This window comes from Pseudomonas sp. PAMC 26793 (genome assembly GCF_000313235.1).
Lineage (GTDB): Bacteria > Pseudomonadota > Gammaproteobacteria > Pseudomonadales > Pseudomonadaceae > Aquipseudomonas > Aquipseudomonas yamanorum.
This window is the reverse complement of record NZ_AMXG01000036.1, coordinates 353,414-379,175: the sequence shown is the minus strand read 5'-3', so window position 1 is coordinate 379,175 and position 25,762 is coordinate 353,414. Positions and strand designations below refer to the sequence as shown.

Sequence of the window (25,762 nt, the reverse complement as noted above, 5' to 3'; positions counted from 1 at the left end):
ATGATTACAGGCGCATCGGCATGACAACGTAAGCCGAGTCATCGTTGTCGGATTCTTGCACCAGGGCGCTGCTGTTGGAGTCAGACAGAATCAGGCGAACCTGTTCGGTGGTCATCACGCCCAGCACGTCCAACAGGTAGCTGACGTTGAAGCCGATTTCCAGGTTACCGCCGTTGTAGTCGACGCCCACTTCTTCTTCCGCTTCTTCCTGCTCAGGGTTATTCGCCTGAATTTTCAGCTGGCCGTTGGCCAATTGCAGGCGAATACCACGGTACTTCTCGTTGGAGAGAATAGCGGTACGGCTGAATGCTTCACGCAGGGCCTGACGATCACCGATCACCAGCTTGTCGCCGCCTTTAGGCAGAACACGCTCGTAATCCGGGAACTTGCCGTCAACCAGCTTGGACGTGAAGGTGAACTCGCCGGTAGTTGCGCGGATATGGTGCTGGCCCAGGACGATGCTGACATTGCCATCCGGCTCGGTCAGCAGGCGCGCGAGTTCCAGAATACCTTTACGCGGCACGATCACCTGGTGGCGATCCGGCTGACCGATATCGGCTTTCATCGAGCACATGGCCAGACGGTGACCGTCAGTGGCTACGGCGCGGATGATGCCTTCGGAGACTTCCAGCAGCATGCCGTTGAGATAATAACGCACGTCCTGCTGGGCCATGGCGAAGCTGGTGCGCTCGATCAAACGGCGCAGTCGGCTTTGTTGCAGGCTGCAGGTCAGCGAGCCAGGACCTTCTTCCACGGTCGGGAAGTCGTTGGCTGGCAAGGTCGACAGGGTGAAGCGGCTGCGACCGGCCTTGACCACCAGCTTCTGCTCATCAACCTTGATGTCGATCAGTGCGTCGTTAGGCAGGCTTTTGCAGATGTCCATCAGCTTGCGCGCCGGCACGGTGATCTCGCCAGGCTCGGCGGGCTCTTCCAGTTGGACACGACCGACCAGTTCGACTTCCAGGTCGGTACCGGTCAAGGACAATTGCTGGCCTTCGACAACCAGCAATACGTTGGAAAGCACCGGCAAGGTCTGTCGGCGCTCGACGACGCCTGCGACCAGTTGCAGGGGTTTCAACAGGGCTTCGCGTTGAATGGTGAAATGCATGGTCTAGTCCCTTGCCTTAATAAGCTGCGCTGGTGTTCATCAAGTAGTCAGTGTACGCAGCAGGTTCTTGTAGTCCTCGCGAATATCCGCGTCGGATTCCTTAAGTTCGTTGATCTTGCGGCACGCGTGCAAGACCGTGGTGTGGTCGCGACCGCCAAACACATCACCAATTTCCGGCAGGCTGTGGTTGGTCAGCTCTTTGGAGAGCGCCATCGCTACCTGACGGGGACGTGCTACCGAGCGCGAACGGCGCTTGGACAGCAGGTCGGAAATCTTGATCTTGTAGTACTCGGCCACGGTGCGCTGGATGTTATCCACACTCACCAGCTTGTCTTGCAACGCCAACAAGTCTTTCAGGGATTCACGAATCAACTCGATGGTGATATCGCGGCCCATGAAGTGGGAGTGAGCGATGACCCGCTTGAGTGCGCCTTCCAGCTCACGCACGTTGGAACGAATGCGCTGGGCGATGAAGAATGCGGCGTCGTGAGGCAGGTCGACTTTAGCCTGGTCGGCCTTTTTCATCAGGATCGCGACGCGTGTTTCCAGCTCCGGCGGTTCTACCGCAACGGTCAGGCCCCAGCCGAAGCGCGACTTCAGACGCTCTTCCAGGCCTTCGATTTCCTTCGGATAACGGTCACTGGTCAAGATGACTTGTTGGCCACCTTCAAGCAACGCGTTGAACGTGTGGAAAAACTCTTCCTGGGAACGTTCCTTCCGGGCGAAGAATTGAATGTCATCGATCAGCAAGGCATCAACGGAACGGTAGAACCGTTTGAACTCGTTGATCGCATTGAGCTGCAGCGCCTTGACCATGTCGGCGACGAAGCGCTCCGAATGCAGGTACACGACCTTGGCATTCGGGTTCTTCTTTAATAGGTGGTTACCCACAGCGTGCATCAAGTGAGTTTTACCCAAGCCAACACCGCCATAAAGGAAGAGCGGGTTGTAACCGTGCTTGGGATTGTCGGCAACCTGCCAGGCAGCCGCACGGGCCAGCTGGTTGGATTTACCTTCGACAAAGTTCTCAAAGGTGAACGTGCGGTTCAGATAGCTGGTGTGCTTGAGCGCACCTTCTACCTGGACAGTGCGCTGTTCGGCACGAACCGGGGCCTGCTGAGAGCTGGCGCCGGCCATTGGGTCAAAGCTGTCGCGGGACGGCTCTTCATTTATAGGCGCGTTTTTCTGCGACGACGATTTCGAAGGCGTCTGGGCAACCGGGGCCGGCGAGTTATTAACAGGTGCAGCCGCGGCCTGAGCCTGGGAGGCACTGGCTGCCAACGGTGCATTCGGCGCAGCACGAGGTGCCGAGCTACGTTTGCTGCCTATTAATAAGGAGAGCACCGGAGCAAGCCCGTTGCCATGTTCATCGAGCAATTCGAGAACGCGGCTCAGGTATTTCTCGTTGACCCAGTCGAGAACAAAACGATTGGGTGCGTAGACACGCAACTCGTCGCCTTCGGCTTCGACCTGTAGCGGACGGATCCAGGTGTTGAATTGCTGGGCAGGCAGCTCATCGCGCAAAAGCTCCACGCACTGCTGCCAAAGTTCCACTGACACGGATATCCCCTAAGTTGAAAGCCGGTGAGGCAAAAACAGCCGCCATTGTAGCGGCCAGCCGTCCACTTATCCACATGTAGGTTGCTCACAGGGCGCCAAGAATCAATGCCTTAACCGTAAAAAAGGCGACAAATGGTCTGTGCATAAGCTCTGTGGATAAGCGCCCCTAAGCCCGTTGTACAAGTGGGGTCGAAAGTCTGTGGGTAACTGGCCTGTGGATAAGTAGCCATTCCACACACAGCTTATCCGATAGCGCAGCACAGGCAGAGCACCGTTTCTCCCCCGTGTTGTCATCCCCTGTACAGCACGTGGAATATGGCCTTAAGGCAGTTATCCACAGAAGATCACCTCCCTAGCTTTTATAAGCTTTACAGAAAAGCTTTAAATAACTTCCTTCTTTATTTTTATATCTATGGCATTGCTCGTGAAAGCCGAACCGCTCGGATTCGGTCCAAGGGCCTCCAGATATCTAATTAAAGGAAAAGCTGGTTGGAAATTGACCTAGAGGCTTGCTTTCTCTAGAATCGCCGGTCTCTTAAAACGGGGGCCATTCCGGCCCGTTGTGGACGAACCAGGTAACACGCCATGAAACGTACTTTCCAACCAAGCACCATCAAACGCGCCCGTACTCACGGCTTCCGTGCTCGCATGGCAACCAAGAACGGCCGTGCTGTCCTGTCGCGTCGCCGCGCCAAAGGTCGTGCGCGTCTGGCAGTTTGATAATCCGGTACTGGTGGTGAGTCAGGACTTCAGTCGGGAAAAGCGTCTGCTAACCCCCCGGCATTTCAAGGCAGTCTTTGACTCCCCCACCGGCAAGGTTCCGGGGAAAAATCTCCTGCTCCTTGCGCGTAACAACGATCTGGATCACCCCCGTCTCGGGTTAGTGATCGGCAAGAAGAGCGTAAAGCTCTCCGTTGAGCGCAATCGCCTCAAGCGTCTGATGCGCGAATCGTTTCGCCTCCACCAGGAGTCTCTGGTTGGTTGGGATATTGTTATCGTCGCGCGCAAAGGCTTGGGGGACGTAGAAAACCCCGAATTGATTCAGCATTTCGGCAAGCTCTGGAAACGTTTGGCTCGTACCAACAAGCCAGCACCAGCTGTCAGCACCGAAACTGTAGGGGTAGACAGTACTGATGCGTAAACTGGCCCTCGTTCCGATCCAGTTTTACCGCTATGCCATTAGTCCCCTGATGGCAAATCACTGTCGTTTCTACCCCAGTTGTTCCTGCTACGCGTTGGAAGCCATAGAAAATCATGGCCTTCTGCGCGGTGGCTGGCTGACCTTTCGTCGTTTAGGTCGCTGTCATCCGTGGAATCCCGGTGGTTATGACCCGGTTCCACCTATCCCTACCTCCCGTTCTTCTTCGATGGCCGAGTAATCATGGATATTAAACGCACGATCCTGATCGTCGCCCTGGCAATCGTGTCCTACTCTATGGTTCTTAAGTGGAACCAGGATTATGGCCAAGCTGCCCTGCCGACTCAGAATGTTGCTACCAATCAGTCGGCGCCGGCTATTCCGGATACGCCACTGGGTAACAATGCTGCCGCCAGTGCCGATGTACCCAGCGCGAATGCCGATACCAGCACCCCGGTAGAAACCCCGGTCGTCACCAATAAAGACCTCATCCATGTAAAAACGGATGTACTGGACCTGGCAATCGATCCACAGGGTGGTGACATCGCCCAGCTGAAACTGCCGCTGTATCCACGTCGCCAAGACCACCCGGATGTTCCGTTCCAGCTGTTCGATAACGGCGGCGAACGTGTATATCTGGCACAAAGTGGCCTGACCGGCACTGACGGTCCGGATGCTCGTGCTACCGGTCGTCCGGTTTATTCGACTGAACAGAAGACTTATCAACTGGCTGACGGCCAGAACCAGTTGAACGTCGACCTGAAATTCAGTCACGACGGCGTCAACTACATCAAGCGCTTCAGCTTCACCCGCGGTTTGTACGATCTGAAAGTCACTTATCTGATCGACAACGAAAGCGCGAAGCCGTGGACTGGCAACCTGTTTGCCCAGCTCAAGCGTGACAACAGCGCCGATCCTTCTTCCAGCACCGCCACCGGCACCGCGACTTACCTGGGCGCCGCCCTGTGGACAAGTAGCGAGCCGTACAAAAAAGTGTCGATGAAAGATATCGACAAGGGCGCGCTGAAAGAAACCGTTCAAGGTGGCTGGGTTGCCTGGTTGCAACACTACTTCGTGACCGCATGGATCCCGAACAAGGGTGATGCGAACCTGGTTCAAACCCGCAAAGACAGCCAAGGCAACTACATCATTGGCTTTACTGGCCCGACGTTGACCGTCGCTCCAGGTGCCAAGGCCGAAGCCAGCGCTACGTTGTACGCCGGTCCGAAGAGCCAGGCTGTGCTGAAAGAGTTATCCCCAGGTCTGGAACTGACTGTGGATTACGGCATTCTGTGGTTCATTGCCCAACCTATCTTCTGGTTGCTGCAACATATCCACAGCATCGTCGGCAACTGGGGCTTCTCGATCATCCTGCTGACCATGCTGATCAAGGGGATCTTCTTCCCACTGTCGGCTGCCAGCTACAAGTCGATGGCGCGTATGCGTGCCGTGGCCCCGAAACTGGCCGCGTTGAAAGAACAACATGGCGATGACCGGCAGAAAATGTCGCAGGCCATGATGGAGCTGTACAAGAAAGAGAAGATCAACCCGTTGGGTGGATGCTTGCCGATTCTGGTGCAGATGCCGGTGTTCCTGTCGCTGTACTGGGTGCTCCTGGAAAGCGTGGAAATGCGCCAGGCTCCGTTCATGCTGTGGATAACTGACTTGTCGATCAAAGACCCGTTCTTTATCCTGCCGATCATCATGGGCGCGACGATGTTCATCCAGCAGCGTCTGAACCCGACGCCGCCGGACCCGATGCAGGCCAAGGTAATGAAAATGATGCCAATCATCTTCACCTTCTTCTTCCTGTGGTTCCCGGCTGGTCTGGTGCTGTACTGGGTGGTCAACAACTGCCTGTCGATCTCCCAACAGTGGTACATCACACGTAAAATCGAAGCGGCTACCAAAAAAGCCGAGGCGTAATTTACTCTGTGGATAACACCACTCAAGACGCCCCCTAGTGGGGCGTTTTGCTTTCCGTCACTTTTATCCGGGTACCCGCCATGAGCGCTCCTCGTGAAACCATCGCCGCTGTCGCCACCGCTCAAGGTCGTGGTGGTGTCGGTATCGTTCGTATTTCCGGTCCGCTCGCCGGCGTGGCAGCCAAGGCCATCAGTGGGCGGGAGCTGATGCCGCGGTATGCGCATTACGGGCCATTTTTAGGCGCTGATGACGAGGTGCTGGATGAAGGCATTGCCCTTTACTTCCCGGGGCCGAACTCCTTTACCGGTGAAGACGTCCTGGAACTGCAAGGCCACGGCGGCCCGATCGTTCTGGACATGTTGCTGCAGCGTTCCCTGCAGTTGGGTTGCCGCCTGGCACGACCGGGTGAATTCAGCGAACGCGCGTTCCTCAACGACAAACTCGACCTGGCCCAGGCCGAGGCGATTGCCGATCTGATCGAAGCCAGTTCTGCACAAGCCGCGCGCAATGCGTTGCGCTCATTGCAGGGTGCGTTTTCCCTGCGTGTGCATAACCTCACCGAGCAATTGATCAGCTTGCGCATCTACGTTGAGGCCGCGATTGATTTCCCGGAGGAAGAAATCGACTTCCTCGCCGATGGCCATGTCCTGGCAATGCTGGATAAAGTCCGCGACGAGTTATCCACAGTACTGCGCGAAGCGGGGCAAGGAGCCTTGCTACGTGACGGTATGACGGTGGTGATTGCCGGCCGGCCGAACGCCGGCAAGTCGAGCCTGCTCAATGCTCTGGCCGGGCGAGAAGCCGCGATCGTCACCGAGATCGCCGGCACCACGCGGGATATCTTGCGCGAACATATCCACATCGATGGCATGCCCCTGCACGTGGTGGACACGGCGGGGCTGCGTGACACCGATGACCAGGTGGAAAAGATCGGTGTGGAACGCGCGTTGAAGGCCATCACGGAAGCTGACCGTGTGCTGCTGGTGGTGGACGCCACCGCGCCAGAGGCTGAAGACCCGTTCGCGCTATGGCCGGAATTCCTCGAACAACGGCCGGACCCGGCCAAGGTCACGCTGATTCGCAACAAGGCTGACCTGACGGGCGAGGCGATTGCCCTGGAAGTCAGTGAGGATGGCCACGTGACGATCAGCTTAAGTGCCAAGTCAGCGGGAGAGGGGCTGGAACTGCTGCGCGATCATCTGAAAGCGTGCATGGGCTACGAGCAGACCTCGGAAAGTAGCTTCAGCGCTCGTCGCAGGCACCTGGAGGCGCTGCGGCATGCCAGTGCAGCCCTCGAGCATGGCCGCGCACAGCTCACGCTGGCAGGCGCCGGTGAGCTGCTGGCTGAAGATTTACGTCAGGCGCAGCAGCTATTGGGTGAGATCACCGGGGCATTCAGCTCCGATGATTTGTTGGGGCGGATTTTTTCAAGCTTCTGTATCGGGAAATAGCCAGGTTATCCACAGCTGGGCTGGCATGTCACCAGTTGTAGGAAACTGTTCCGAGTAGCGTCCGGCTTTCACCCCAATAGCAGCGGCCTGCATCGTTGCAGCCGGACACATATTCCTTGTCGAACAAGTTCTTTGCGTTCACGTCCACCGACCAGTGCTTATCAATCTGGTAACCGATGGCGGTATCCACCAACGTTACGCTTCCAGCATCCAGCTTCCCGTAAAGGGAAGGCGCGGTGTAAGCGAAAGTGCTGTCGAAGTAGCGCATGCCGCCGCCGACGGACAAGCCCTTGAGTTGGCCATCAAGAAAGCGGTACTTGCCCCAGACCGAAGCCTGATTACGTGGGACACCGGTCATTTGGTGACCTTCCACGAGCGACGTTGCCGAATCCTTGGTAATCCGAGCATCGGTGTAGGTGTAGGCCGCAGTCACGTTCAAATTAGGGGTGAGGTTGCTGTTGACCTCCACTTCCACGCCCTTGGCCCGGCTTTCGCCCACCTGGCGGTAGGTATTGGTAGTGGCGTCGAGGTACGTGTCGTCCTGCTTGCGCAAGTCATAGACCGACAACGTCATCGCCGTGTCCCAGCCGATCGGCTCGTACTTGAGGCCTACTTCGTATTGACTGCTGGTGATCGGGTCCAGTGGCGTGCCAGCATTGGAGATCTGCTGTACCGGGACGAACGCAGTCGAGTAGCTGACATACGGCGTCAGGCCGTTGTCGAACTGGTACATGATCCCGCCCTGATAGGTGAATTTGCGGTCTTCAGAGCTGATGTTGCCGGCCTTGGCCACCTTGTCGCGGAAATCGCTGTCGACCCAGTCCTGGCGTCCGCCGAGCAAGAATAACCAGTGGTCATACTTGCTCTGGACCTGTGCATAAACACCTTTCATCTGCTGTTCGAGCAACGTGTTTTGCACCGCGAGAGGCGTCAATGGGTCCCTCAGGTACACCGGGTTATACACATTGATCGTGCCTGCAAATCCGGCATTCCAATCCTGGCTGAAGGAGGTCCGGTCATAGCTGGCACCGAACAGCACAGTATTTTCCAGGCCGCCTACCTGGAATTTTCCTTCCAATTGGTTATCCAGCGAGTAGACCATCGATTTGTTGTAGCGGTCGTAGGCATTCATGTTCAGCTGGGTGCCGAACGCCGCATTATTCAGGTTGCCTGGCCAGGTTTCATGGCGGGTGATTCGCGACTGCATGTAGCGCGAGTTCTGCCGAAACTGCCAGTCATCGTTGAAGCTGTGGCTGAACTCGTAGCCGGTGCTCCAGGTTTCCCGTTCGAAGGTGTTCCAGTCCGGGTCACCGAGCATGGTGTGCTTGGAAAGCTTCCCGTTGGGGTTGGTCAGTAATGTGCCGGCGGCAGGTAGGCCAAGTTCTAGATTGGTGTGGTCTTTCTGGTAGTTGGCCAGCAGCGTCAGGGTGTTGTAGTCGTCGAAATTGAGGGTCAGGGACGGTGCGATATACAGGCGGTCATCGGGAACGTGATCGGTTTGGGTGTCGGACTTCCTGCCGAGCATCACCACGCGTCCAAGAATATTGTCGCTGTCGTTCAATGGGCCGGAGATATCCACACCCATCTGGCGGCGATTATTCGAACCGTAGGTCAGCTGAACCTCGCCTTGGGGTGTAGCTGTCGGGTGTTTACTCACCAGGTTGACCAGACCACCGGGTGCGTTTTCGCCGTAGAGCAGGGAAGAAGGACCACGGAATATTTCTACCCGTTCCAGCCCATAAGGTTCGCTGGTGGTGTCATACCGGTTGCCTTGTACTCGCAAGCCATCGCGCAGCAGGCCGTAGCCATAATCCGTGGCGTTGAAGCCGCGAATGAAGAACAGATCACCCGCCAGGCCATCGCCCGCAGCGAAGGGTGGGGCAAAGATTCCCGGCACATAGCCCAACACTTCGGTAAGCGTCTGGGATTTTTGATCCTTGATGCGCTGGCCGGTCACCACTGATACCGAGCGCGGAGTTTCCGACAATGGTGTGCTGGTCTTGGTACCGATTCGGCTGTTTTGCGCCTTGTAACCGACGTCTCCGGCAATGTCCTGATTGAAACCGGTCTGTTGATAAGTGCTGACAGTTGTCGGGGCCAACATGAGTTGTCCCCCGCTCGTGGCCGGCTGCAGCGCGTAGCTGCCGGGGCCTTGAGCCGCCGCCTGCAATCCCGAGTTTTGCAGCAATAACGCAAACCCCTGCTCCACCGAGTAGTCACCCTCCAGCCCAGGACTTTGCAAGCGCGCGGTCTGCTGCGGCGAGAATGACAGAATCACATTGGCCTTCGATGCGAATTGGCTCAAGGCATTGTCGAGTGGCCCGGAGGCGATCACGTAATGTTGCACTGGGCTGGCAGCAATGGCCCGATTGCATAGCAAGGTGCTGGCAGTCGCTGCCGAGGCCAGCAGCAAGCCATACGTAATGCCGTGATAGGAGATACGCTGGCGAAGTTTTGTAGGAAGGCGCATGTGTGAGTAAGCCCTGAAGGTAGCATCGTGATTACCTGTAGGGCCGCGCCAGGTAAAAAAAAGATAACCCCTGCTGAGAGTATTTTTTCGGTATCAACCTGTAAGCGTGACGGCAACCCAGTAGCGGGTGAAATACTTCACCTGGATCGGCAGCGTGACCTGCAGGTTGGCCAATACGGCGTCGGTGGAATCCAGGCGGAACGTGCCGGACACCCGCAGCCGTGCCGATGCGGCATCGCACTGCATAACGCCCGGCCGATAGCGCGCGAGTTCGTCGATGACATCCCCCAATCGCGCGTCCAGAACAATCAATTGGCCGTCGACCCATGCAGCTTGGTTCCCGCGATAAATATGGCTGGGGCCTACGTCTTGCGTGCCAAAGTCGACACTCTCACCGGGTCCGAGCACTCGGCTGTGGCCCGGCTGGTCGACGGGTTGCACGCTGACCCGGTCTTCCAGCACACCAACCCGCGTCGCCCCTTGCAGTTGGCGAACAGTGAACCGCGTCCCCAAGGCTTGAACACGACCCTCACGGGTTTCGACATAAAACGGTGTTTGTCGCCCCGACTTGCCGGTGTGGATAAGTACTTCCCCCTCACGCAAACGGACCCATCGCTGCTGTCCATCGAAAAGTACGTCGATGGCGGTATGGGTATTGAGATCAATTTGAGTGCCGTCGGCCAGCCCGATTCGCCGTCGTTCGCCGACCTTGGTTCGATAGTCAGCCCAGAGGTTGCCCAGGGACGTGTGTTGTTGAACGTTCCACCCCAAGTACCCGGCGGCACCGAGCGTCAGCATCAGCTTGAGCACTTGCCGCCGTTGTTGACTGGCCGAGAGCGCACGACGGGTGAAGTCCTTGGGGACCGCACCGAGGTCACGTTGCAACTGCTCCATCTGGTTCCAGGCCGCCTGATGGGAAGGATCGCCGTTGAGCCATTGCTGCCAGGCACTGTGTTCCGCAGGTGTGGGTGGTTGCGATTGAAATTGCACGTACCAGCTGGCGGCGGCTTCGAACGTCTTGCGATCCGGAGCAGCCATTACATGCCCGCCATGATCAGGGCGCATTCAGTCAGGGCCCGAACCATATGTTTCTTGACGGTAGTCAGCGAGACACGCAGTTGATCGGCGATCTGTTGATAAGTCAGGCCTTCGACCTGGGACAGCATGAAAATTCGCCGGGCCCGCTCACCCAGCCCATACAAGGCTTTATCCACAGCCACGAGGGTTTCAATGATGATGGCCTTGTCTTCTTCACTGATTGCGGTCGCTTCTGGCCGGTCTGCCAGGGTTTGCAGATAGGCCTGCTCAATGGCGCGGCGGCGATAGCGGTCAATCACCAGTCCCCTGGCAACCGTGGCCAGATAGTCCCTGGGTTCGAGGATCTGCGTCGCATTGCGGCCGCCCAGGATCCGCACGAACGTATCGTGTGCCACGTCCGCTGCATCGCAGGCGTTATGCAACTTTCCCTTGAGCCAGCTGTGCAACCACGAATGGTGCTGCTCATAGATGTGCTGGACTGCAACGGTATGCGAGGGGAGGGCCATGAGAGGTGACAAGGTGGGTTAATGATAATAACTATTATTAACTGCCGTGACGCTTTCTCACAATAGCCCTGCCATCAACCCGTTTCACAAATGCAAATGAACTGTTTCCTGCTTGACCGAGGATTTTCGGAGGCTTCTGCGTGCCTGAAACTTATCGGAATCCGCATTTTCTGTGGATTAAGCCCTGTGAATAACCGCCCCTGTGCCCGGTTGATAACAAGGCTTGAAACCTGAGTAAAACCCCATCTGTGGATAACCACCTGTTTAATCCACAGGCTTAAACCACTTATCCAAGGGCCTCCTTGGCACCTAACCACAGACTTTTGAAGCTCTGTACATAAAGTAAATAAAGGCCTGTAGAGATCTATCCACAGAAACATGCCTCAGTAGAAATAAACATAAAAACAAAGATTTAATAAATTTCTCTCTTTTAATTTCTATTGTTCGTGATTCATCCACAGCTGGTTAAATTTTGTGCAAAGGGTTCTTTAGGAAGGGCGAAGTCCCTATACTTGCCGACTCGTTCGAAAACCTGATCTCGAACGCTCATTCCTAATTACCTACAGAAGCAGGCACGAGGTGCGTGGTGGATTTCCCTTCCCGTTTGAAGTGATCGTCATCGGCGGCGGTCATGCCGGTACCGAGGCAGCACTGGCGTCAGCACGCATGGGGGCAAAAACCCTGTTGCTGACGCATAACGTGGAAACCCTCGGCGCCATGAGCTGCAACCCCGCAATTGGCGGGATTGGCAAAAGCCACTTGGTCAAGGAAATCGATGCCCTGGGCGGCGCGATGGCCATGGCTACTGACAAGGGTGGTATTCAATTTCGCGTATTGAACAGCCGCAAAGGCCCGGCCGTGCGAGCCACTCGTGCTCAAGCCGACCGGATCCTGTACAAGGCCGCTGTCCGCGAAACCCTGGAAAACCAGCCGAACCTGTGGATATTTCAACAGGCAGCCGATGACCTGATCGTCGAACAAGACCAGGTACGCGGTGTTGTCACGCAAATGGGCCTACGTTTCTTCGCAGAATCCGTGGTGTTGACCACCGGTACCTTCCTCGGCGGACTTATCCACATCGGCATGCAGAACTATTCCGGTGGCCGCGCCGGTGATCCGCCGTCGATTGCCCTGGCTCAGCGCCTTCGCGAACTGCCACTGCGTGTTGGTCGCCTGAAAACCGGCACGCCGCCGCGAATTGATGGCCGGTCTGTGGATTTCTCGGTGATGACCGAGCAAGCCGGCGATACACCGATCCCGGTGATGTCGTTCATGGGTTCCAAGGAACAGCATCCGAAGCAGGTCAGTTGCTGGATTACCCACACCAACGCTCGCACCCACGAAATCATTGCCGCGAACCTCGACCGTTCGCCGATGTATTCCGGTGTGATCGAAGGTATTGGCCCACGCTACTGCCCGTCGATCGAAGACAAGATCCATCGCTTTGCCGACAAGGAAAGCCACCAGGTCTTTATCGAACCGGAAGGTCTGACTACCCACGAGCTGTACCCAAACGGGATTTCCACGTCCTTGCCGTTCGACGTGCAAATCCAGATCGTGCAATCGATTCGCGGTATGGAAAACGCCCACATCGTGCGACCTGGCTACGCTATCGAATACGACTACTTCGACCCGCGTGACCTGAAATACAGCCTGGAAACCAAGGTTATTGGCGGTTTGTTCTTCGCTGGCCAAATCAACGGCACTACCGGTTACGAAGAAGCAGGCGCCCAGGGTTTGCTGGCCGGAACCAACGCGGCACTGCGTGCACAGGGCAAAGACAGCTGGTGCCCGCGTCGCGATGAGGCGTACATCGGGGTGTTGGTCGATGACCTGATTACTCTCGGTACCCAGGAACCGTACCGGATGTTTACGTCCCGGGCCGAATACCGCCTGATCCTGCGGGAAGACAACGCCGACCTGCGCTTGACCGAAAAAGGTCGCGAGCTGGGCCTGGTCGACGATGTGCGTTGGGCTGCCTTCTGCAAAAAACGCGAAAGCATCGAGTTGGAAGAGCAGCGCCTGAAAAGTACCTGGGTTCGCCCGGGCACCGAGCAAGGCGACGCGATTGCCGAAAAATTCGGCACGCCGCTGACTCACGAATACAACCTGCTGAACCTGCTGTCCCGTCCGGAAATCGACTACGCTGGGTTGATCTCGGTCACCGGCGGTGGAGCAGAAGATCCACAGGTCGCCGAGCAGGTCGAAATCAAGACCAAATACGCCGGCTACATTGACCGCCAGCAGGATGAGATCGCTCGTCTGCGGGCCAGTGAAGACACCAAACTGCCTGTGGATATCGATTACACAAACATTTCCGGGCTGTCGAAAGAGATTCAAGGCAAGCTGGGGATAACTCGACCAGAGACCCTGGGCCAGGCGTCCCGTATTCCGGGCGTCACGCCGGCAGCCATTTCGCTGTTGATGATTCATTTGAAAAAACGCGGCGCGGGCCGTCAGTTGGAGCAAAGCGCTTGAGTTCGTTGGTCACCTCGCAACACGCCGAAGAGTTATCCACAGGTGCTCGCCAGCTTGGCGTCAACCTGACCGAAGCCCAGCACGAGTTGCTGCTGGGTTATCTGGCCCTGTTGATCAAATGGAACAAGGCTTACAACCTCACTGCGGTGCGTGATCCAGACGAAATGGTCTCTCGCCATCTGCTCGATAGCCTCAGCGTGATGCCGTTTATCGAAAACGGCCGTTGGCTCGACGTTGGCAGCGGCGGCGGCATGCCCGGCATCCCGTTGGCGATCCTGTTTCCCGAGTCGCAAGTGACTTGCCTGGACAGCAATGGCAAGAAAACCCGCTTCCTGACCCAGGTCAAACTCGAACTCAAGCTGGATAACCTACAAGTTATCCACAGTCGCGTCGAAGCCTTCACACCTGAACAGCCTTTCAACGGAATTGTTTCCCGGGCGTTCAGCAGCATGGAGAATTTCAGCAACTGGACCCGCCACCTCGGCGACCGCGATACCCGTTGGCTGGCAATGAAGGGCGTTCATCCAAGCGACGAGCTGTTAGCATTGCCGGCAGACTTCCACCTCGATAGCGAACACGCCTTGGCCGTACCCGGTTGCCAAGGCCAACGCCATCTGCTGATACTGCGCCGCACGGCATGATTGGGAACACAAGCAAGAATGGCTAAGGTATTCGCGATAGCGAACCAGAAAGGTGGCGTGGGCAAAACCACCACCTGCATCAACCTCGCAGCATCCCTGGTCGCTACCAAGCGTCGGGTGCTGTTGATCGATCTCGATCCACAGGGCAACGCCACCATGGGTAGCGGTGTGGATAAACACGGCCTGGAAAACTCGGTCTACGACTTGCTGATTGGCGAGTGCGACCTGGCCCAGGCCATGCACTATTCCGAGCACGGTGGTTATCAACTGCTGCCGGCCAACCGCGATTTGACTGCGGCGGAAGTGGTGCTGCTGGAAATGCAGATGAAAGAAAGCCGTCTGCGCAGCGCCTTGGCGCCAATCCGCGAGAATTACGACTACATTTTGATCGACTGCCCACCGTCGCTGTCGATGCTGACGTTGAACGCACTGGTTGCCGCCGACGGGGTGATTATCCCCATGCAGTGCGAGTACTTCGCGCTCGAAGGCTTGAGCGACCTTGTGGATAACATCAAGCGTATTGCCGAGTTGCTCAACCCGAACCTGCAAATCGAAGGCCTGTTGCGGACCATGTATGACCCGCGCCTGAGCCTGATGAACGATGTGTCGGCGCAGCTCAAGGAACACTTCGGCGACCAGTTGTACGACACCGTGATTCCACGCAACATCCGCCTGGCCGAAGCGCCAAGCTATGGCATGCCCGCGCTGGCGTACGACAAATCATCCCGCGGCGCCATTGCCTACCTGGCGCTGGCCGGCGAGATGGTTCGTCGTCAACGCCGCAATTCACGCACCGCTGCAGCCCAGCCAACTTAAGGAATCCCCATGGCCGTCAAGAAACGAGGTCTCGGACGTGGACTGGATGCACTGCTGAGTGGTCCGACTGTCACTTCGCTTGAAGAACAGGCAGTGCAGGCCGACGAGCGCGAGCTGCAACACCTGCCGCTGGACCTGATCCAGCGCGGCAAATACCAGCCGCGCCGGGACATGGACCCTCAGGCGCTGGAAGAATTGGCGAATTCGATCAAGGCCCAGGGCGTGATGCAGCCGATCGTGGTGCGCCCGATTGGTGCTGGCCGCTTTGAAATCATCGCTGGCGAACGCCGCTGGCGCGCGAGCCAACAGGCCGGCAAGGACACCATCCCGGCGATGGTGCGTGATGTGCCGGATGAAACCGCCATTGCCATGGCGTTGATCGAGAACATCCAGCGCGAAGACCTTAATCCTATTGAGGAGGCGATCGCCCTGCAGCGTTTGCAGCAGGAATTCAAATTGACTCAGCAGGAAGTCGCGGACGCGGTGGGCAAATCCCGGGTGACCGTGTCCAACCTGCTGCGCCTGATCGCGCTGCCGGAAGTCATCAAAACCATGCTTTCCCATGGCGACCTGGAAATGGGTCACGCCCGTGCCTTGCTCGGTTTGCCGGAAAATCAACAGGTTGAAGGGGCGCGACACGTTGTCGCACGAGGCCTCACCGTTCGTCAGACCGAGGCCCTGGTTCGCCAGTGGCTCAGTGGCAAACCTGCACCGGTCGAAACCGCCAAACCTGATCCGGACATTGCGCGCCTGGAGCAGCGCCTGGCCGAACGCCTAGGCTCTGCGGTGCAAATTCGTCACGGCAAGAAAGGTAAAGGGCAATTGGTCATCGGATATAACTCATTGGATGAGCTTCAGGGCGTCCTTGCCCACATCCGCTGAAACAATTGCTTCTGTAGCGCGCAGTCGGAAATCACTACCCGGCAGTTGAATAGGGGCAGAACCGCCCCTATACTCTGCGCGCATTTTGTCGGCACAAATTATGCCAAGTTATTGATTTCCGGCAGCCGACCATTGAGGAGCAAGAGTGATGGAAACCCGCACGCCAAACACGTTGCCGTTCCATCGCTTGGCCGTTTTCCCGGTTTTAGTGGCTCAATTTGTCATCTTGCTGATCGCCGCTTTGGCGTTTTGGTACTGGCATGGAGTCGTAGCCGGATACTCGGGACTCTGCGGAGGCCTGATAGCCTTGCTGCCCAATATGTATTTTGCTCACAGGGCCTTTCGGTTTTCCGGCGCCCGAGCAGCCCAAGCCATCGTCCGGTCTTTTTATGCTGGCGAGGCGGGGAAATTGATTTTGACGGCAGTGCTGTTTGCACTGACCTTTGCAGGTGTGAAGCCATTGGCGCCGCTGGCTGTATTCGGCGTCTTCGTGTTGACCCAACTGGTCAGCTGGTTCGCTCCCCTGCTAATGAAAACAAGACTTTCGAAACCTTAGGGCGTTTGAGGCAACCATGGCAGAAACAACCGCTTCGGGCTATATCCAGCACCACTTGCAGAACCTGACCTTCGGTCAGCTTCCCAACGGCGGCTGGGGCTTTGCCCACACCGCAGCAGAAGCCAAAGAAATGGGCTTCTGGGCATTCCACCTGGATACTCTGGGCTGGTCTGTCGCATTGGGTCTGATCTTCGTCCTGATTTTCCGCATGGCGGCAAAGAAGGCGACTTCCGGTCAGCCGGGTGCTTTGCAGAACTTCGTTGAAGTATTGGTCGAATTCGTCGATGGCAGCGTGAAAGACAGCTTCCATGGTCGTAGCGCGGTGATCGCACCGTTGGCACTGACCATCTTCGTCTGGGTGTTCCTGATGAACGCCGTCGACCTGATTCCGGTCGACTGGATTCCTCAGTTGGCCATGGCGATCTCCGGCGATCCGCACATTCCATTCCGTGCCGTATCGACCACTGACCCGAACGCTACCCTGGGCATGGCCCTGTCGGTGTTCGTGTTGATCATTTTCTACAGCATCAAGATCAAGGGCATCGGCGGCTTCATCGGCGAACTGACCCTGCACCCGTTCGGCAGCAAGAACATCTTCGTTCAAGCCCTGCTGATCCCGGTGAACTTCCTGCTGGAATTCGTGACCCTGATCGCCAAGCCGATTTCCCTGGCTCTGCGACTGTTCGGCAACATGTATGCCGGCGAGCTGGTGTTCATTCTGATCGCTGTGATGTTCGGCAGTGGTCTGCTCTGGCTTAGCGGCCTGGGCATTGTTCTGCAGTGGGCGTGGGCTGTGTTCCACATCCTGATCATCACCCTGCAGGCGTTTATCTTCATGATGCTGACCATCGTCTACCTGTCGATGGCGCACGAAGAGAACCATTAAGACCAGTCTCGGCTAGTCTGATGTCCCTCTCGGTCAAACGGGAGGGTAGCCCTGAAGGGCTATGAAACGATTTGTTTTACCGCTTTAAAATCTAAAAAACCTAAACCATACGACGTAAAAGTCGGGAGGAAAGATGGAAACTGTAGTTGGTCTAACCGCTATCGCTGTTGCACTGTTGATCGGCCTGGGCGCCCTGGGTACTGCCATTGGTTTCGGCCTGCTGGGCGGCAAGTTCCTGGAAGGCGCAGCGCGTCAGCCAGAAATGGTTCCAATGCTGCAAGTTAAAATGTTCATCGTCGCCGGCCTGCTCGACGCCGTGACCATGATCGGTGTTGGTATCGCTCTGTTCTTCACCTTCGCGAACCCCTTCGTTGGTCAACTCGCCGGTTAATCACTCGTTTTTTCGAGTGATTGGTGTGTTGTGCAACGAACGAGCGAGGTATTGGCGTGAACATTAATGCAACCATTATTGGTCAGTCCTTAGCGTTCTTGATTTTTGTAGTTTTCTGCATGAAGTTCGTATGGCCTCCGGTCATCGCGGCTTTGCACGAACGTCAGAAGAAGATCGCAGATGGACTGGACGCTGCCGCACGAGCAGCTCGCGACCTGGAGTTGGCCCAAGATAAAGCGGGTCAACAACTGCGCGAAGCGAAAGCTCAGGCAGCTGAAATCATTGAGCAAGCCAAGAAACGCGGTAACCAGATCGTTGAAGAGGCTGTTGAAAAAGCCCGTATCGACGCTGACCGTGTGAAGGTTCAGGCTCAAGCCGAGATCGAGCAGGAACTGAACGGTGTCAAAGATGCGCTGCGTGCCCAACTGGGTGCTCTGGCCGTCGGCGGTGCTGAGAAGATCCTGGGTGCCACAATCGATCAAAACGCGCACGCGGAGCTGGTAAACAAACTGGCTGCTGAAATTTAAGCGAGGGCGATCATGGCAGAATTGACCACGTTGGCCCGACCTTACGCTAAGGCAGCCTTCGAGCACGCCCAGGCCCACCAGCAGCTGGCCTCTTGGTCAGCCATGCTCGGCCTGGCTGCAGCAGTGTCGCAAGATGACACCATGCAGCGCGTGCTCAAGGCCCCGCGACTGACGAGCGCAGACAAGGCCGCCACGTTTATTGACGTGTGCGGCGACAAGTTTGATGTGAAAGTGCAGAACTTCATCCACGTCGTTGCCGAAAACGACCGTCTCCCGCTTCTGCCGGAGATCGCCGCTCTGTTTGACCTGTACAAGGCCGAACAAGAGAAATCGGTAGACGTTGAAGTGACCAGTGCTTTTGCATTGAACCAAGAACAGCAAGACAAACTCGCCAAGGTTCTCAGTGCACGACTCGACCGGGAAGTGCGCCTGCAAGTTGCGGAGGATGCCACCCTGATTGGTGGTGTCATCATTCGCGCCGGCGACCTGGTTATCGATGGCTCGATTCGCGGCAAACTCGCGAATCTTGCCGAAGCATTGAAATCTTGAGTTTGAAGGGGCAGCAGAGCAATGCAGCAACTCAATCCTTCCGAAATAAGTGAAATTATCAAGGGCCGCATCGACAAGCTCGATGTGACCTCCCAAGCCCGTAACGAAGGCACTGTCGTCAGCGTATCTGACGGCATCGTGCGGATTCACGGTCTGGCCGACGTAATGTACGGCGAGATGATCGAGTTTCCGGGCGGCGTCTACGGTATGGCTCTCAACCTGGAGCAAGACTCTGTAGGTGCCGTTGTATTGGGCTCCTACCAGACTCTGGCTGAAGGCATGAGCGCCAAGTGCACAGGCCGCATCCTGGAAGTTCCGGTTGGTAAGGAACTGCTGGGTCGCGTTGTCGACGCACTGGGTAACCCAGTTGACGGCAAAGGTCCACTGAACAACACCGAGACCGATGCGGTCGAGAAAGTTGCTCCAGGCGTGATCTGGCGTAAGTCGGTAGACCAGCCTGTACAGACTGGCTACAAGGCTGTCGATGCCATGATTCCTGTCGGCCGTGGCCAGCGTGAGCTGATCATCGGTGACCGTCAGATCGGTAAAACCGCTCTGGCGATCGACGCGATCATCAACCAGAAAGACAGCGGGATTTTCTGCGTCTACGTAGCAATTGGTCAGAAACAATCGACCATCGCCAACGTGGTTCGCAAGCTGGAAGAAAACGGCGCCCTGGCTAACACCATCGTCGTGGCCGCCAGTGCTTCCGAATCCGCTGCACTTCAGTTCCTGGCACCGTACTCCGGTTGCACCATGGGCGAATACTTCCGCGACCGCGGTGAAGACGCGCTGATCGTTTATGACGATCTGTCCAAGCAAGCAGTGGCTTACCGCCAGATTTCCCTGCTGCTGCGCCGTCCACCAGGCCGTGAAGCTTACCCAGGCGACGTGTTCTATCTCCACTCCCGTCTGCTGGAGCGCGCATCCCGCGTTTCGGAAGAGTACGTAGAGAAGTTCACCAACGGCGCAGTGACCGGCAAAACCGGTTCCCTGACCGCACTGCCGATCATCGAAACCCAGGCTGGCGACGTTTCCGCGTTCGTTCCGACCAACGTGATTTCCATCACCGACGGTCAGATCTTCCTGGAATCGGCCATGTTCAACTCCGGGATCCGTCCTGCAGTGAACGCCGGTGTTTCGGTATCCCGTGTGGGTGGTGCCGCTCAGACCAAGATCATCAAGAAGCTCTCCGGTGGTATCCGTACCGCTCTGGCTCAGTACCGTGAACTGGCGGCATTCGCCCAGTTCGCTTCTGACCTGGACGAAGCGACCCGTAAGCAACTTGAGCATGGTCAGCGCGTTACCGAGCTGATGAAGCAGAAGCAATACGCACCAATGTCGATCGCTGACATGGCGCTGTCGCTGTATGCCGCTGAGCGTGGGTTCCTGACCGACGTTGAAATCACCAAGGTCGGCAGCTTTGAACAAGCGCTGATTGCTTACTTCAACCGCGATCACGCCGAATTGATGGCGAAGATCAACGTGAAGGGTGACTTCAATGACGACATCGACGCTGGCATCAAAGCCGGTATCGAGAAGTTCAAGGCCACCCAAACCTGGTAAGCCGCAGCGGGGGCCGCGAGGCTCCCGCTTGCTAACCTGATAGGTGTTACATGGCAGGCGCAAAAGAGATTCGCAGTAAGATTGCGAGCATCAAAAGCACGCAAAAGATCACCAGCGCCATGGAAAAAGTGGCGGTCAGCAAAATGCGCAAGGCACAAATGCGCATGGCTGCTAGCCGTCCCTACGCGGAGCGTATCCGCCAGGTTATTGGTCATCTGGCCAACGCCAACCCGGAATATCGCCACCCGTTCATGATCGATCGCGAAGTTAAGCGCGTCGGTTACGTCGTGGTGAGCAGTGACCGTGGTTTGTGCGGTGGTTTGAATACCAACCTGTTCAAGGCCCTGGTCAAGGACATGGCGGTAAACCGCGAAAAAGGCGTCGAGATCGATCTGTGTGTGGTCGGTAGCAAGGGTGCGGCCTTTTTCCGCAACTTCGGCGGTAACGTCGTTGCAGCTATCAGCCACCTGGGTGAAGAACCGTCGATCAATGATTTGATCGGCAGCGTCAAAGTGATGCTGGATGCATACCTGGAAGGCCGGATTGACCGCCTCTCCGTGGTGTCCAACAAGTTCATCAACACCATGACGCAACAGCCTACCGTGGAGCAGTTGATTCCATTGGTGGCGGCCCCGGAACAAGAACTCAAGCACCACTGGGACTACCTCTACGAACCAGACGCCAAAGAGCTGCTTGACGGCTTGATGGTGCGCTACGTGGAGTCGCAGGTGTACCAGGCGGTGGTCGAGAACAACGCGGCTGAACAAGCTGCGCGGATGATCGCGATGAAGAACGCTACCGACAACGCCGGTGATTTGATCAGCGATTTGCAGCTGATCTACAACAAGGCGCGTCAGGCTGCGATCACCCAAGAGATCTCGGAAATCGTCGGCGGCGCTGCCGCGGTTTAACGGTTCAAATATTCAGAGGATCCAGCTATGAGTAGCGGACGTATCGTTCAAATCATCGGCGCCGTTATCGACGTGGAATTCCCACGCGACAGCGTACCGAGCATCTACAACGCTTTGAAAGTCAAAAGCGATGCAGGCACCACCCTGGAAGTTCAGCAGCAGCTGGGCGACGGCGTGGTTCGTACCATTGCAATGGGTTCCACCGAAGGCTTGAAGCGCGGTCTGGAAGTCACTGACTCTGGCGCAGCCATCTCCGTCCCGGTCGGTAAAGCGACCCTGGGCCGGATCATGGACGTCCTCGGTAACCCGATCGACGAAGCCGGTCCAATCGACACCGAAGAGCGCTGGGGCATTCACCGTCCTGCGCCTTCCTTTGCGGAACAAGCGGGCGGCAACGACCTGCTGGAAACCGGCATCAAGGTTATCGACCTGGTTTGCCCGTTCGCCAAGGGCGGTAAAGTCGGTCTGTTCGGTGGTGCCGGTGTAGGCAAAACCGTAAACATGATGGAACTGATCCGTAACATCGCCATCGAGCACAGCGGTTATTCCGTGTTCGCCGGTGTGGGTGAGCGTACTCGTGAGGGTAACGACTTCTACCACGAGATGAAGGATTCCAACGTTCTGGACAAAGTGGCACTGGTTTACGGTCAGATGAACGAGCCGCCGGGTAACCGTCTGCGCGTAGCACTGACCGGCCTGACCATGGCCGAGAAGTTCCGTGACGAAGGTAACGACGTTCTGCTGTTCGTCGACAACATCTATCGTTACACCCTGGCCGGTACTGAAGTATCCGCACTGCTGGGCCGTATGCCTTCCGCAGTAGGTTACCAGCCGACCCTGGCCGAAGAGATGGGTACTCTGCAAGAGCGTATCACTTCGACCAAAAACGGTTCGATCACCTCGATCCAAGCGGTATACGTACCTGCGGATGACTTGACTGACCCGTCGCCAGCGACCACGTTCGCCCACTTGGACGCCACAGTCGTACTGTCCCGTGACATCGCCTCCCTGGGTATCTACCCGGCGGTCGATCCACTGGACTCGACTTCGCGCCAGCTGGACCCGAACGTCATCGGCCAGGAACACTACGACACCGCTCGCGGCGTCCAGTACGTTCTGCAGCGTTACAAAGAACTGAAGGACATCATTGCGATCCTGGGTATGGACGAGCTGTCGGAAACCGACAAGCAGTTGGTATCCCGCGCTCGTAAGATCCAGCGCTTCTTGTCGCAGCCGTTCTTCGTGGCTGAAGTCTTCACCGGTGCCTCGGGTAAATACGTTTCCCTGAAAGACACCATTGCTGGCTTCAAAGGCATCCTCAACGGTGACTACGACCACCTGCCAGAACAAGCGTTCTACATGGTCGGCGGCATCGAAGAAGCGATCGAGAAAGCCAAGAAACTGTAATTCCGGCGCCCGGTAACGGGCGCTAATCAGGTTGAGGCAAGCAGATGGCTATGACATTCCATTGCGATATCGTCAGCGCGGAAGGGGAAATCTTCTCCGGTCAGATCGAGAGTGTGATTGCACACGGCGAACTGGGCGACCTGGGTATTAACTTTGGCCACGCGCCATTGATTACATCCTTGAAGCCTGGTCCGATCACTCTGACCAAGCTGGGCGGGGAAAGGGAGGTGTTTTACATCTCCGGTGGTTTCCTTGAGGTTCAGCCGAACATGGTCAAGGTACTTGCCGACACCGTGCAACGTGCTGCCGACCTGGATGAAGCCTCCGCTCAGGAAGCCGTCAAGGCTGCCGAGAAGGCCCTGAACGAAAAAGGCGCAGATTTCGACTACGGTTCTGCTGCTGCACGTCTGGCCGAGGCCGCAGCTCAGCTGCGCACCGTCCAGCAGATCCGCAAGAAGTTTGGCGGCTAAGCCGTTAAACCTCATGTGTGATTGATTAAAAAGGGTAGCCTCGGCTACCCTTTTTCTTTTTTTGCAAAACACTTCTTTGGTCTGAAGTCTGACCGCCCAGGATTGGTAGCCATTCATGTCTCTCGAAATCGTAATTCTTGCCGCAGGCCAGGGCACCCGCATGCGTTCGGCCCTGCCCAAGGTGCTGCACCCGGTTGCTGGCAACTCCATGCTTGGCCATGTTATCCACAGCGCCCGGCAGCTGGATCCACAGCGCATTCACGTGGTGATCGGCCACGGTGCCGATGTGGTGCGTGAGCGTCTGGCGGCGGATGACCTGAATTTCGTATTGCAGGACAAGCAATTGGGTACCGGCCATGCCACTGCGCAAGCCGTGCCGTTCATCAAGGCCGACACCGTGCTGATTCTCTACGGTGATGTGCCGTTGATCGAAGTGGAAACCTTGCAGCGCCTGCTCAAACACGTAGTGCCAGGCCAGATGGGTCTGCTCACCGTAGAGCTGGACGACCCGACCGGCTACGGTCGCATCGTGCGCAACGCTGATGGCAAGGTCGCCGCCATCGTCGAACATAAAGACGCCAGCGAAGCCCAGCGTGCCATCACCGAAGGCAACACCGGCATCCTCGCGGTTCCGGCCGATCGCCTGTCGGACTGGATGAGCCGCCTGTCCAACAACAACGCCCAGGGCGAGTACTACCTGACCGATGTCATCGAGATGGCCGTCAGCGATGGCCTGGTGGTCGCTACCGAACAGCCCCACGACCCGATGGAAGTGCAGGGCGCCAACGACCGCAAGCAACTGGCGGAGCTGGAGCGTCACTACCAGTTGCGTGAAGGCCGCCGCCTGATGGCGCTGGGCGTGACGCTGCGCGATCCAGCACGTTTCGATGTGCGGGGTGATGTCACCGTAGGCCGCGACGTGCTGATCGATATCAACGTGATCCTCGAAGGTCGCGTGGTCATTGAAGACGACGTGGTGATCGGGCCGAACTGTGTCATCAAGGACAGCACCCTGCGCAAAGGCGTGGTGATCAAGGCCAACAGCCATATCGACGGCGCGGTGATGGGCGAGGGCAGTGATGCCGGTCCGTTCGCGCGTTTGCGTCCGGGCAGCGTGCTGGGCGCTAAAGCTCATGTGGGTAACTTCGTTGAGCTGAAAAACGCCCGGTTGGCCGATGAGGCGAAAGTGGGTCACCTGACCTATCTGGGTGACGCTGTGATCGGTGCTCGCACCAACATCGGCGCCGGCACCATCACCTGCAACTACGATGGCGCCAACAAACACCAGACCACCATCGGTGAAGACGTGTTTATCGGCTCCAACAACTCCCTCGTAGCACCCGTGACGGTTGACGACGGCGCCACCACTGCCGCCGGCTCGACCATCAATCTGGCTGTGGATAAGTTGCAGCTCGGTGTAGCCCGCGCCCGCCAGCGCAACATCGACGGTTGGAAGCGCCCGGTCAAAATCAAGAAAACCTGAGTTATCCACAACCCTGAAACGCTGTAGTACTCATGTGGGAGCGGGCTTGCTCGCGAAGGCGGTCTTTCGGTTGATACATGTGCTGACCGACACACCGCTTTCGCGAGCAACCCCGCTCCCACATTTTTATCTGCGTTGATTCAAAAAACTCAGTCGCATGCTTGACCATTTTGAGTGAATAGGTTTTGATTGCCTTCGTTATCTTTCGAAACGAAACTTATCATCACCATGTCGAAACGAAATACACCCCAACGTCGCCACAACATCCTTGCCATGCTCACCGAGCAAGGCGAAGTCAGCGTGGACGAATTGGCCAAACGTTTCGAAACCTCGGAAGTGACCATCCGCAAGGACCTGGCCGCCCTCGAAAGTAACGGCCTGTTGCTGCGTCGCTACGGCGGCGCCATCACCATGCCCCAGGAATTGGTCGGTGATCCGGCCCAGCCCATTTCTGCCTACAAGCGCGCCATCGCCCGTGCGGCCGTCCGGCGCTTGCGGGAACACGCACGCATCATCATCGACAGCGGTAGCACCACCGCCGCCATGATCCCCGAACTGGGCCAGCAACCCGGCTTGGTGGTGATGACTAACTCCTTGCACGTGGCCAGCGCCTTGAGCGAACTGGAACACGAGCCGGTGTTGTTAATGACTGGCGGCACCTGGGACCCGCATTCGGACTCATTCCAGGGCCAGGTCGCAGAACAAGTATTGCGTTCCTACGACTTCGACCAGCTCTTCATTGGTGCCGATGGCATCGACCTGGAGCGCGGCACCACTACCTTCAACGAATTGCTGGGCCTGAGCCGCGTCATGGCCGAGGTCGCCCGCGAAGTGGTGGTGATGGTCGAGTCCGACAAGATTGGCCGCAGGATCCCCAACCTGGAACTGCCCTGGAGCAGCGTCCATACCCTTATTACCGATGATCGCCTGCCGCTTGAGGCCCGCGACCAGATTCAAGCCCGCGGCATCACGCTGATTTGCGCGGCAGTCATCTAGGAGAGA

At 57.0% G+C, this 25,762-nt stretch carries 25 protein-coding genes; 20 read left to right on the top strand and 5 right to left on the bottom strand.

Translation table 11 applies throughout. The annotated features are described in order from the left end of the window. Window positions 1-4: 4 nt before the first annotated feature. Together dnaN and dnaA are read right to left on the bottom strand one after the other, a co-directional pair. A complete protein-coding gene (gene dnaN, locus D109_RS0116795) occupies window positions 5-1,108 on the bottom strand; it encodes a DNA polymerase III subunit beta (protein WP_017477901.1) in 1,104 nt (367 codons plus the stop codon). Window positions 1,109-1,147: 39 nt separating this feature from the next. Beyond that, window positions 1,148-2,668: a chromosomal replication initiator protein DnaA gene (gene dnaA, locus D109_RS0116790; RefSeq protein WP_032868695.1), complete on the bottom strand. Its 1,521-nt coding sequence runs from the start codon at window positions 2,666-2,668 to the stop codon at window positions 1,148-1,150. A gap of 585 nt (window positions 2,669-3,253) precedes the next feature. Between dnaA and rpmH the strand changes: the two genes are divergently transcribed. The 5 genes from rpmH to mnmE all read left to right on the top strand — a co-directional run bounded on the left by rpmH (window position 3,254) and on the right by mnmE (window position 7,183). Further along, window positions 3,254-3,388 carry a 50S ribosomal protein L34 gene (gene rpmH / locus D109_RS1000000132920; protein ID WP_003213577.1) on the top strand — a complete coding sequence of 45 codons (135 nt, stop codon included), beginning with the start codon at window positions 3,254-3,256 and terminating at the stop codon, window positions 3,386-3,388. Window positions 3,389-3,404: 16 nt separating this feature from the next. Then, on the top strand, window positions 3,405-3,809 hold the full coding sequence (gene rnpA / locus D109_RS0116785; protein WP_026078023.1) for a ribonuclease P protein component: 405 nt from the start codon (window positions 3,405-3,407) through the stop codon (window positions 3,807-3,809). Beyond that, complete coding sequence (gene yidD / locus D109_RS1000000132915) at window positions 3,802-4,047, top strand: membrane protein insertion efficiency factor YidD (RefSeq protein WP_003213574.1); 246 nt, start codon at window positions 3,802-3,804, stop codon at window positions 4,045-4,047. Before rnpA ends, yidD begins: the two co-directional genes overlap by 8 nt. Window positions 4,048-4,049: 2 nt before the next feature. Further along, window positions 4,050-5,732: a membrane protein insertase YidC gene (gene yidC, locus D109_RS0116780; RefSeq protein WP_003213572.1), complete on the top strand. Its 1,683-nt coding sequence runs from the start codon at window positions 4,050-4,052 to the stop codon at window positions 5,730-5,732. 80 nt (window positions 5,733-5,812) lie between these two features. Further along, window positions 5,813-7,183 (top strand): tRNA uridine-5-carboxymethylaminomethyl(34) synthesis GTPase MnmE, encoded by a 1,371-nt coding sequence (gene mnmE / locus D109_RS0116775; RefSeq protein WP_017477899.1) that lies wholly within the window; start codon window positions 5,813-5,815, stop codon window positions 7,181-7,183. A gap of 28 nt (window positions 7,184-7,211) precedes the next feature. Here the strand turns inward: mnmE and D109_RS0116770 are convergent, their stop codons facing one another. The 3 genes from D109_RS0116770 to D109_RS0116760 all read right to left on the bottom strand — a co-directional run bounded on the left by D109_RS0116770 (window position 7,212) and on the right by D109_RS0116760 (window position 11,197). Further along, window positions 7,212-9,653: a TonB-dependent siderophore receptor gene (locus tag D109_RS0116770; protein WP_026078022.1), complete on the bottom strand. Its 2,442-nt coding sequence runs from the start codon at window positions 9,651-9,653 to the stop codon at window positions 7,212-7,214. Window positions 9,654-9,746: 93 nt separating this feature from the next. Then, window positions 9,747-10,691 (bottom strand): FecR domain-containing protein, encoded by a 945-nt coding sequence (locus D109_RS0116765; RefSeq protein ID WP_017477897.1) that lies wholly within the window; start codon window positions 10,689-10,691, stop codon window positions 9,747-9,749. Beyond that, window positions 10,691-11,197 (bottom strand): sigma-70 family RNA polymerase sigma factor, encoded by a 507-nt coding sequence (locus tag D109_RS0116760; protein ID WP_017477896.1) that lies wholly within the window; start codon window positions 11,195-11,197, stop codon window positions 10,691-10,693. The genes D109_RS0116765 and D109_RS0116760 overlap by 1 nt, the downstream gene beginning before the upstream one ends. A gap of 579 nt (window positions 11,198-11,776) precedes the next feature. Here D109_RS0116760 and mnmG point away from each other — a divergent pair. From mnmG to D109_RS0116685, 15 genes are all read left to right on the top strand, one after another. Further along, window positions 11,777-13,675, top strand: a complete 1,899-nt coding sequence (gene mnmG / locus D109_RS0116755; protein WP_017477895.1) for a tRNA uridine-5-carboxymethylaminomethyl(34) synthesis enzyme MnmG — start codon at window positions 11,777-11,779, stop codon at window positions 13,673-13,675. Continuing rightward, window positions 13,672-14,316, top strand: coding sequence for a 16S rRNA (guanine(527)-N(7))-methyltransferase RsmG (gene rsmG / locus D109_RS0116750; RefSeq protein ID WP_003213561.1), 645 nt, complete (start codon window positions 13,672-13,674; stop codon window positions 14,314-14,316). The genes mnmG and rsmG overlap by 4 nt, the downstream gene beginning before the upstream one ends. 18 nt (window positions 14,317-14,334) lie before the next feature. Then, on the top strand, window positions 14,335-15,132 hold the full coding sequence (locus tag D109_RS0116745) for a ParA family protein (RefSeq protein WP_017477894.1): 798 nt from the start codon (window positions 14,335-14,337) through the stop codon (window positions 15,130-15,132). Between the two features lie 9 nt (window positions 15,133-15,141). Continuing rightward, entirely contained in the window at window positions 15,142-16,014 is an 873-nt protein-coding gene (locus D109_RS0116740) for a ParB/RepB/Spo0J family partition protein (RefSeq protein ID WP_017477893.1), read from the top strand. A gap of 148 nt (window positions 16,015-16,162) precedes the next feature. Continuing rightward, window positions 16,163-16,570 (top strand): F0F1 ATP synthase subunit I, encoded by a 408-nt coding sequence (locus tag D109_RS0116735; RefSeq protein WP_017477892.1) that lies wholly within the window; start codon window positions 16,163-16,165, stop codon window positions 16,568-16,570. Window positions 16,571-16,586: 16 nt separating this feature from the next. After that, window positions 16,587-17,456: a F0F1 ATP synthase subunit A gene (gene atpB / locus D109_RS0116730; RefSeq protein WP_017477891.1), complete on the top strand. Its 870-nt coding sequence runs from the start codon at window positions 16,587-16,589 to the stop codon at window positions 17,454-17,456. Between the two features lie 133 nt (window positions 17,457-17,589). Next, window positions 17,590-17,847, top strand: a complete 258-nt coding sequence (gene atpE / locus D109_RS0116725; protein WP_002555987.1) for a F0F1 ATP synthase subunit C — start codon at window positions 17,590-17,592, stop codon at window positions 17,845-17,847. Between the two features lie 56 nt (window positions 17,848-17,903). Further along, window positions 17,904-18,374, top strand: coding sequence for a F0F1 ATP synthase subunit B (locus D109_RS0116720; protein ID WP_008439543.1), 471 nt, complete (start codon window positions 17,904-17,906; stop codon window positions 18,372-18,374). A gap of 12 nt (window positions 18,375-18,386) precedes the next feature. Beyond that, window positions 18,387-18,923 (top strand): F0F1 ATP synthase subunit delta, encoded by a 537-nt coding sequence (locus D109_RS0116715; protein WP_003213551.1) that lies wholly within the window; start codon window positions 18,387-18,389, stop codon window positions 18,921-18,923. A gap of 21 nt (window positions 18,924-18,944) precedes the next feature. Continuing rightward, window positions 18,945-20,489: a F0F1 ATP synthase subunit alpha gene (gene atpA / locus D109_RS0116710; protein ID WP_003213549.1), complete on the top strand. Its 1,545-nt coding sequence runs from the start codon at window positions 18,945-18,947 to the stop codon at window positions 20,487-20,489. 50 nt (window positions 20,490-20,539) lie between these two features. After that, a complete protein-coding gene (gene atpG, locus D109_RS0116705) occupies window positions 20,540-21,400 on the top strand; it encodes a F0F1 ATP synthase subunit gamma (RefSeq protein WP_003213547.1) in 861 nt (286 codons plus the stop codon). A 27-nt stretch (window positions 21,401-21,427) separates the two neighbouring features. Beyond that, window positions 21,428-22,807 (top strand): F0F1 ATP synthase subunit beta, encoded by a 1,380-nt coding sequence (atpD, locus tag D109_RS0116700; RefSeq protein WP_003213545.1) that lies wholly within the window; start codon window positions 21,428-21,430, stop codon window positions 22,805-22,807. Window positions 22,808-22,851: 44 nt separating this feature from the next. Then, complete coding sequence (locus tag D109_RS0116695; RefSeq protein ID WP_008439541.1) at window positions 22,852-23,277, top strand: F0F1 ATP synthase subunit epsilon; 426 nt, start codon at window positions 22,852-22,854, stop codon at window positions 23,275-23,277. A gap of 115 nt (window positions 23,278-23,392) precedes the next feature. After that, a complete protein-coding gene (glmU, locus tag D109_RS0116690; protein ID WP_017477889.1) occupies window positions 23,393-24,760 on the top strand; it encodes a bifunctional UDP-N-acetylglucosamine diphosphorylase/glucosamine-1-phosphate N-acetyltransferase GlmU in 1,368 nt (455 codons plus the stop codon). A 228-nt stretch (window positions 24,761-24,988) separates the two neighbouring features. Beyond that, complete coding sequence (locus D109_RS0116685; RefSeq protein ID WP_026078021.1) at window positions 24,989-25,756, top strand: DeoR/GlpR family DNA-binding transcription regulator; 768 nt, start codon at window positions 24,989-24,991, stop codon at window positions 25,754-25,756. The last annotated feature ends 6 nt before the right edge of the window (window positions 25,757-25,762 follow it).